This is a genomic window from Herpetosiphonaceae bacterium (assembly GCA_036374795.1).
Taxonomy (GTDB): Bacteria; Chloroflexota; Chloroflexia; order Chloroflexales; family Kallotenuaceae; genus LB3-1.
This window is the reverse complement of sequence record DASUTC010000176.1, coordinates 1-8,740: the sequence shown is the minus strand read 5'-3', so window position 1 is coordinate 8,740 and position 8,740 is coordinate 1. Positions and strand designations below refer to the sequence as shown.

Annotated in this window: 4 protein-coding genes; 3 read left to right on the top strand and 1 reads right to left on the bottom strand. The window is 67.5% G+C overall.

Going from position 1 to position 8,740, the window contains the following annotated elements; all coding sequences use genetic code 11:
* Positions 1–422: 422 nt before the first annotated feature.
* The 3 genes from VFZ66_12720 (at position 423) to lanL (ending at position 6,846) form a co-directional block, all read left to right on the top strand.
* Complete coding sequence (locus VFZ66_12720; protein HEX6290052.1) at positions 423–3,287, top strand: tetratricopeptide repeat protein; 2,865 nt, start codon at positions 423–425, stop codon at positions 3,285–3,287.
* A 499-nt stretch (positions 3,288–3,786) separates the two neighbouring features.
* Positions 3,787–4,041 carry a hypothetical protein gene (locus VFZ66_12715; GenBank protein ID HEX6290051.1) on the top strand — a complete coding sequence of 85 codons (255 nt, stop codon included), beginning with the start codon at positions 3,787–3,789 and terminating at the stop codon, positions 4,039–4,041.
* Between the two features lie 54 nt (positions 4,042–4,095).
* Entirely contained in the window at positions 4,096–6,846 is a 2,751-nt protein-coding gene (lanL, locus tag VFZ66_12710) for a class IV lanthionine synthetase LanL (protein HEX6290050.1), read from the top strand.
* Here the strand turns inward: lanL and VFZ66_12705 are convergent.
* Entirely contained in the window at positions 6,761–8,620 is a 1,860-nt protein-coding gene (locus tag VFZ66_12705; GenBank protein ID HEX6290049.1) for an adenylate/guanylate cyclase domain-containing protein, read from the bottom strand. The two genes, lanL and VFZ66_12705, sit on opposite strands and share 86 nt — an antisense overlap.
* Positions 8,621–8,740: the final 120 nt, after the last annotated feature.

Here is an 8,740-nt window from a genome sequence, read left to right as displayed (position 1 = left end):
AGCGCATCGCGCAGATCTTCCGCCAGCCGCTCATCCTCAAGCCGTCGGCGCAGGCGTCTGATCTCTTCTGCCTGACGCGCGATCGTCGCCTGGGCCTGCGCCAGATCATCCGATCCGGCCTCAGCAGTATCATTCACAGGTGCGCTCCTGTACACATAACGTCAGCAGCGGGTAGAGCGGGCGTCAGCTTGCGTTGGAGGCGACGTGCAGGAAGATGCGCGGGCTGAGTCTGATCGCTGCTCGCGGCAGCATGTCGGCGGTAGGAGTCGATCACCTCTGATCTAGCATGCCGGGCGGGCGCTGTCAAGCGGCGATTCGCCCAAAGCGCGGCGCTGGTGCGCGCCAACGATCTGCGAGCGCCTGCGCCTGGAAAGCTGGTGCTACAATACAACGGTGATGATCCGATCGCGGGAGTATGTGTGATGACTGACCTGCCGAGCGGCACGATCACCTTTCTGTTCACTGACATCGAGGGGAGCACGCTCCGCTGGGAGCAGCACGGCGAGGCGATGCAGCGGGCGCTGGCCCGGCATGATGCGCTGCTGCGCGCCGCGATCACCAGCCACGACGGCGTGGTCTTCAAGACGGTCGGCGATGCCTTCTACGCTGCCTTCACCACGGCGACCAGCGCGCTCGGCGCTGCGCTGACCGCCCAGCGCGCACTTCAGTCCGCCGCGTGGGACGATTCGGTCGGCCCGCTGCGGGTGCGGATGGCGCTCCACACCGGCAGCGCCGAGATGCGCGACGGCGACTACTTCGGCCCGGCGCTGAACCGCGTGGCGCGGCTGCTGGCGGCGGGGCACGGCGGCCAGATCCTTTTGTCGCGGGTAACTCAAGAGCTGGTGCGCGATCTGCTGCCGCCCGTCACGCAGCTCCGCGACCTGGGCGAGCATCGGCTCAAAGACCTGATCCGCCCTGAGCATATCTTCCAGTTGCTCGCGCCGGATCTGCGCGCCGATTTTCCACCGCTGCGCACGCTCGAAAGCCGCATCAATAACCTGCCGCCGCAGCCGTCGCCGCTGCTTGGACGCGATCAGGAGCTTGTCGAGCTGCGAGCGCTGCTGCGCCGCCCGGATGTGCGGCTGGTGACGCTGACCGGTCCCGGCGGCACGGGCAAGACGCGGCTGGGCCTGCAACTCGGCGCCGATCTGCTCGATGATTTTACCGATGGCGTCTTTTTGATCGAGCTCGCGCCAATCGCCGATCCGGGCCTGGTCGCCTCGACGATCGCGCATACGCTGGGCGTCAAGGAGACGGGCGGGGAGCCGCTGTCGGCGGGGCTTCAGGCGTGGCTGCGCGATAAGCAAACGCTGCTGATTCTGGATAACTTCGAGCAGGTGGCGGCTGCGGCTCCCGTGGTGGCCGATCTGCTGCGAGCAGCGCCCCGGCTGAAGGTGGTGATCACCAGCCGGGTTGTGCTGCGGCTCTACGAGGAGCGCGAGTTTCTGGTAGCGCCGCTTCAGACACCCAATCCCCGGCAGTTGCCGCCGCTGGAGCGGCTAAGCCAGTATGCTGCCGTGGCGCTCTTCATCGAGCGTGCCCAGGCCGTCAAGCGCGACTTCCAGGTGACGAACGAGAATGCTCCGGCGGTTGCCGAGATCTGCGCCCGGCTCGACGGGCTGCCCCTGGCGATCGAGCTGGCTGCCACACGCACCAAGCTCTTGACGCCGCAGGCGCTGCTGGCGCGACTCGACAATCGGCTCAAAATGCTGACCGGCGGCGCGCGCGATCGGTCGGCGCGGCAGCAGACGCTACGCGGCGCGATCGATTGGAGCTACGATCTGCTGGATGCCGCTGAGCAGGCGCTCTTTGCGCGGCTGGCGGTCTTTGTCGGCGGCTGGGCGCTTGAGGCTGCCGAGGCGATCTGCTGCGATTCGGGCGAGCTTGACGTGCTGGACGGGCTTCAGTCGTTGGTCGATAAGAGCCTCGTGCGGCAGATCGATGCGCCGGAGGCCGAGCCGCGCTTTATGATGCTCGAAACGATCCGCGAGTATGCCCTGGAGCGTCTGGCGCTGGGTGGTGCTGCCGACGAGCTGCACGCCCTTCACGTGGCCTACTACCTTGATCTGGCGGAGCAGGCCGAGCCGGAGCTGCTCGGCGTCGATCAGGCGCGCTGGCTGGATCGGCTTGAGATCGAGCATAACAACCTGCGGGCGGCGCTGGCCTGGTGTCGAGACGCGCCGGAGCCGGAGATAGGGCTGCGGCTGGCGGGCGTCCTCGCCGAGTTCTGGTCGGCGCGCGGCTACTACAGCGAGGCCCGGCGCTGGCTTGACGAGATGCTGAGCCAATCGGCTCCGACCACCGGGGCGAGGGCGAAGGCGCTCGTCGCATCGGGCCTGATGGCCGTCCGCCAGGGCGATGCCGCCGCAGCGCGGCCACGCTTCGAGCAAAGCCTGGCGCTGGCCCGCGATCTGAACGATCGGCAGCTTCAGGCGCGCGCGCTCCACGGCCTTGGCGCGGTAGCCCACACACTCGACGATTATGCGACGGCGCGGGCGCTGCTCGACGAGAGCCTGGCGCTGTCTCAGGAGCTTGGCGACAGGCATGGCATGGGCAACACGCTCTACCGGCTGGGGCAGGTGGCGCATCTTCAGGGCAACTACCCGCTGGCGCGCTCGCTCTACGAGCAAAGCCTCGCGCTGCGGCGCGCGCTGGGCGATAAGCGGGGGATCGCCTTCGCGCTGCACAACCTCGGCGTCGTCGCGGTGGAAGAGGCGGACTACGCGGCGGCGCGCGTGCTGTTCGAGCAAAATCTTGGGCTGTTCCGCGAGCTGAGCGATAAGCTCGGCATCAGCCTGTCGCTGCACGCGCTGGCGCTGACCGCGCTGCTGCAAGAGGATGCCGCCACCGCGTGGACGCTCGGCGTCGAGGCGCTGGCGCACTTTCGCGAGCTTGGCCGCACGATGGATATTGCGGCCACGCTTGAGCTGCTGGGACAGGTCGCGGTCAGCCAGGGGCGCTACGAGCAGGCCAGTGCGCATCTTGTGGAAAGCCTCGTGCTGCGCCGCGACACCGACGATCTGATCGGCGTTGCCTCGTCGGTGGAGAAGCTCGCGGCGCTGGCAGAGGCGCAGGGCCGGAGCCGAGCGGCGGTGATCCTCTGCGCCGCCGCCCGATCGGTGCGCGATGCGATCGACGCGCCGATCGCGCCCTCGGATCGGATCGTGTATGAGCAGGTGCTTGCGGCTGCGCGCGGCAGCCTGGATGAGTCGACGTTTGCCGCAGCCTGGGCCGAGGGCACGGCAATGTCGCGTGAGCAGGCGATTGCCTCCGCGCTCAGGGGGTGAAAGAACAAAGAACAACGGAACAAAGAACAACGGAACAACGGAACGACGGAACAATGGGGCGCCCGGCGCACAAGGGGAGCACCCACCCTCCCCCTCTCCTATGTCATGGGAGATGGGTGGCGCGAGCGCCGGGGTGAGGGCCTGCACGATCCGCTCCAACGGCATGACACAGTCCCTCTGCACCATGCCGCAGCGCTTCTGCACGCCGCACCTGACCCCTGACGCCCGATCCCTGAACCCTGGTCTTGAAACTTTGAACTTGAAACTTTGAACTTGAAACTCGAAACAACGCAGCGCTTGACGGACCCTATACAATACAGCCAGGAGCACCACCATCCACCACGCCTCGCAACGGTGCTTCGGTCCACAATTCGATCAAGAAACCCCCCATCTCCCCAGACGTTACGCCGGGTTTCCCAGCAAGTTCGCATGTCAACGCGGGATTGTGCCCATCGCTGCTCGTGTGTCGGACTCCCACTAGCCTGGAAAGGAAACTCGCATGACCAACATCGACGAAGTGATGCAACGTTTGAGCGACCGCGCGGCTGCCGACCCGGCTTTCGCGCAACAACTGGCGGCTGATCCGATCGGCGCGGCGCGGGCGGCTGGCTTTCCGATCTCACCCTCGGCGCTGGCGAGCTTTATGGGCATCGACCAAAAAAACAAATCCGACGACGAGATTGTCGAGGAGTTCCAGACACGGCTGGCGATGACTCCCGGCACCACCGGAACCAAGGGCGGCGAGGAGATGTAGGGCGGATGCGCTCGCCTGGACTCGTCCGGCCTGTATTCGATGCCGGGTGACACGATGCTCTCGAACGCGGATCGCGCTTCCGGCTCGCTGCTGGCCCGCGTGTCGGCGCTGTGCGGCTCCGTCGACCAGGGCGCGGACTGGCGTCTGCTGCCGACCGCCGACGGATGGTGGATCAGGCTGCACAACGTGCGCGCCCGCTGCCCCGATCAGGGCTGGAAGCTGCATGTCTCGGCCAGTCCGTACTCGGTAGAGCACGTGCTCGATCGGGCGCTGTCGGTGCTCCTGGCGGAGGATGCGAGCTTCAAGGTGATCGCCTCCGTGGAGCGCCTGCGTGCCTTGAACGACGGCGAGGCCGGGCTGAGCCAGATCGGCAAGTGCATGACGGTCTATCCCAACGACGAGCGGCAGGCGGTGCGTCTGGCCGTGGCGCTCGATCAGGCGACGCGCGGCCTGCGCGGGCCTGCGATCCCCTCGGATTGCCCGCTGGCGCCGGGCAGCCTGGTGCATTATCGCTACGGCAGCTTCGCGGCGCGGCTGGTTCAGATGCCCAACGGCCTGATCGAGTGGGCGCTGGCACAGCCCGATGGAGCGCTGCTCCCCGATCTGCGCGGCGTCGGCTACTGCCCGCCGGAGTGGGCGGTCGATCCCTTCGTCGCGGCGGGTGTGGCCCACGATCGAGCGCCGCCCGCCCCGCTGATCGCGGGACGCTATCTGGTGGTCGAAACGCTGTCACAATCGGCGCGTGGCACAGTCGCGCGGGCGTTTGATCTGCGCGATCTGCGCCGCTGCGTGCTCAAGCGCGCCGCACGCGATGCGCAGATCGATCGGCGGGGACAGGATACTCGCGACCGCCTGCGCCACGAGGCGGACGTTCTGGCCTGTCTCGCGCCCGATGAGCACATTCCGCGCGCGTTCGCGCTGATCGAGCACGACGGTGATCTGATCCTGGTGCTGGAAGACATCGGCGGCGAGACGCTGGAGCAGCGCATAACGCGGCTTTCCCGGTGCGGCTGTACCCTGTCTGAGGCTCAGGTTGTCGGCCTGGGGCGCACGCTGGCCGCCGCGCTGCAAGCGATCCATGATCGGGGCCTTGTGTACCGCGATCTCAAGCCGTCGAATGTGATCGTGGGGCCGGACGAGCGCGTGCATCTGATCGACTTTGAGCTGGCGCACGGCCTTGATACAGCGTCGCCGTCGCGTGGACGCGGCACCCGTGGCTATATGTCGCCGCAGCAGGCCGCAGGTGCGCCGCCCGGTGTCGCCGATGATGTCTACAGCCTGGGCGCGCTGCTGTACTTCGCCGCCACGGGTGCCGAGCCTGGCTTCACGCCGCAGCCGCGTTCGCCGCTCTGCCGTCCGCTTGCGCTGCTCAACCCGGCGCTTGGCCCGGCGCTGATCGGCGTGCTGGCCCGCTGCCTCGCGCCCGATGCGGCGGATCGTCCCGCATCGATGGCAGCGGTGCAGCGGTCGCTCGATGCAGTTGTCGCTGAAGCCACCGTCGCGCCAGAAGACGGCGGCGCGGTAGGCGCGCTGCCGGTAGCCGCCACCTGCCAGCGCTTTCGTGACCTCGCCCGTCGTCTCGGCGAGTCGCTCTGTGTGGCGGCGCAGCGACCCGGCGGGCAGGGGCCGCGCTGGGACAGCGCCCTGTATTACGGCACCGGCATCTGGTCGCGCGATCTGTACGCGGGCAGTGCCGGATCGCTGCTGGCGCTGGCCGCGCTGGTCGTGGAGTTCGGCGCTCCCGATCACACGGCTCTGCTGCGTCAGGGCGTGTCGGCCCTGCTCCGTGCGCCGCGACCCGGCGGATCGACCGTCGCCGGGCTGTACTTCGGCGAGGCGGGCGTTGCGCTCGCGGCCTTGCGGGCGGGCGTTGCGCTCGGCGACGACGCACTGATCGCCGCCGCGAGTGAGCGCGGCCATGTCGTAGCGCGGCTGCCCTGGGCCTCGCCGGATGTGATCACGGGCGCGGCAGGACGGGCGCGGCTGCATCTCCTGCTCTGGGCGGCCACCGCCGATCCTGAGCAGCTTGCTCACGCGCTGGCTGCGGGCGAGTCGCTGCTGGCGCTGGCCGAGCCGATCGACGACGGACTGTGCTGGACGATCCCGCCGGGCTGCGGCAGCCTCAGCAGTAAACGCTTTCTGGGCTATGCCCACGGCGCTGCCGGGATCGGCGATGCGCTGCTCGATCTCTACGAGGCCACACGCGACGAGCGCTTCGGCAGCGCGGCTCACGCGGCGGCGCGCTGGATCATTCGGCAGGCGATTCCCGCGCTCGACGACGGCAGCGGCGCGTGCTGGCCGAAGCAGCCCGGCGGCGAGCCATCGCGGGCGCTGTGGTGTCACGGCGCGACCGGGATCGGGCGTTTTCTGCTGCATCTAGCGCAGGTCGGCGGTATGGCGCATGCCGCCGATTTCGCTGCTCGTGCCGCGCGTACGGCAGCCCACGGCGCGCGCTGGGCCGGTCCAACCCAATGTCACGGCCTGGCGGGCAATATCGAGTTTTTGCTGGATATGTTCCAGGCGACCAGATCCGCAAGCTACCTCGACGAGGCGCTCGTGCTCGCGCGTCTGCTCGAAGCGTTTATGATCGAGCGCGACGGCCTGCTGCTGTGCCAGTCGGATCTTCCCGATGTGTTCACGCCCGATCTGATGTTGGGCTATGGCGGCGTGATCCTCTGCCTGCTGCGGCTGAGCGATCCCGAACGCAGGCCACACCAGATCAGCCGGGCGGGCGTTCAGGATCGCGGCGGTCGGGTTGGGCTGGTGTTACCCGCCACAGCTCAAGCGGCCCGTCAAAGCCCTTGACCTGCGCCTCAAACGAACAGACGCTAAGCTGCACGTCGGGATCGGCAAGCCACTCGGCGACCTCTGGATCATGCCGGATCGCCGCCGATACCACAACGTCGCCGCCGCGTGATAGGCTTTGCAGCCGCGCCGCGAGATTGACGGTGGTGCCGAAATAGTCGAGCCGGTCGTTGAGTGTCACCGCGATGCACGGGCCGTGATGCAGGCCAGCCTTCAGCACGAAGGGCTGTCCGCCGCCTGCCGGAGCCGCCAGCATGCGCTGGGCGCTGGTAATCGCGCGCAGCGCCGCGATCGGTCGCCGGAAGATCGCCATGACCGCATCGCCGATCGTTTTGACGAGCACGCCGTCTTCCGCTGCGATGCTGTGCCGCAGGGCATCGAAATGATCGATGACCCGGCCAAATGCCACGGCGTCGCCAATCTCTCGGTACAGCCTGGTCGAGTCGCGGAGATCGGTGAAAAGGATCGTCAGGCTGCCGACCGCAATCTGCTGCCCCGGACGGAGCGCCTCGTCGGCGAAGAGATCGCGAAAGAGCTGCAACGCCGTTACATCCGCTGCCGTCACCGCCTGATCGGTCCAGGCCATGCGCTCCAGAATCATCACCTGCTCGTCGGCGGTCGCGTTCGTGATCCGTAGCGTCGGTCGGAGCGCAATCCAGCGCTCTTGCCCCGCCCAGTCGCCATCGCTGATCGCTATCGTCGTCTCGGCAGCGCCATCGGGGATCGCGCACAGCAGTTGCGCGCCCTGACGTTGGCCTGCGCGCATGCGGTAGCGGCCCGCTTCGAGCGGCAGTGTCAGCGCGCGCTCGACGCCCGGCGGCACGATCTGCTGAGCGACGATGTGCGGCGTTACCTGCGGCCCGCCGATGCAATACTCGCGCTGCTCAATCTGCCGGATCGCCGGGCTGGGACGAAATGTGATCTCGACCAGCCGGTCGAAGTTCACGGTAAAATCGATCTGGCAGCTATCGCAGTGTGCCTCGGATTCAAGATCGCGCAGCGTCGAGCGAGACAGATCCGCGTTGCGACAGAGCGGGCAGAGAATATCCCAGCGAAAGTCGAGCAGCCCGATCCGCGTGGCCCACAGGCATAGCTCAAGCACGGCGCGGCGCTCAGCCTTCCACTCGTCGGCCAGGACATAGGGCCGCAGATAGGCTGCCGTCAGGTTATCCGCCTCTGCGATCGTCTCGATCAACCGGGCGATCAGCGGCGGATCGAGGCCATGCCGGTGCAGCGCACGGGTCAGCTCCGCAAGTCGCGTCCGCGCGCCGGGCATCAGCCGAACGTGAACAGGCCGCTCGGCCCGTGGCTGGCTCAGCCCTGCCATCTGAGCATGGCGTCGAAAGGCCGTGTCAAAGGCACGGGCGTTCAAGATGCCGATCTGCACCGGAATGCCGATGATCCCCAGCAGATTGTGAGGCCGCGCCCAGACCTGATACGTAAGCCGCGTGCCCCCATCCGGTCGCGGATCAAGCTCGGCCAGCGCGCGCATCTCGGCCACCGGGCCGCGCACATAGCGCCGGGTGATCCCATAGCGATAGGGCCGTATCCACTCGAACGGCTCTTCTTCCCACTCCAGCCGTACGCCAAGCCGGATTGCTTGTAGGCGATGCCGCCCATAGCCGGGCGGCGCTCCTCGCTGCGCTGTTTGCCGCACCGCAGGTAGCCACGCCGCCCGATTGAGCCGATTGGTATCGGACACCAGCGCCCAGAGCGACTCCGGGCTGGCCGCGAGCTGCCATGTCCAACAGTAGTAAAAGTGAGGGTAGCGCATACCACCATCCCTTGCGAGTTTTGGCGAACAGCATCGGCGATGTCCTGGCGCGCTCTGAAGAACGTGGAAGAGAGGAGATGAAAATCCTGGTCGTACCCGGCACAGCCATGCAGTGCGACG

Bases quoted from the DNA above. Each gene is read 5' to 3' on its own strand.
- VFZ66_12720 (HEX6290052.1), top strand. From the start codon at position 423: ATGACTGACCTGCCGAGCGGCACGATCACCTTTCTGTTCACTGACATC.
- VFZ66_12715 (HEX6290051.1), top strand. From the start codon at position 3,787: ATGACCAACATCGACGAAGTGATGCAACGTTTGAGCGACCGCGCGGCT.
- lanL (HEX6290050.1), top strand. From the start codon at position 4,096: ATGCTCTCGAACGCGGATCGCGCTTCCGGCTCGCTGCTGGCCCGCGTG.
- VFZ66_12705 (HEX6290049.1), bottom strand. From the start codon at position 8,620: ATGCGCTACCCTCACTTTTACTACTGTTGGACATGGCAGCTCGCGGCC.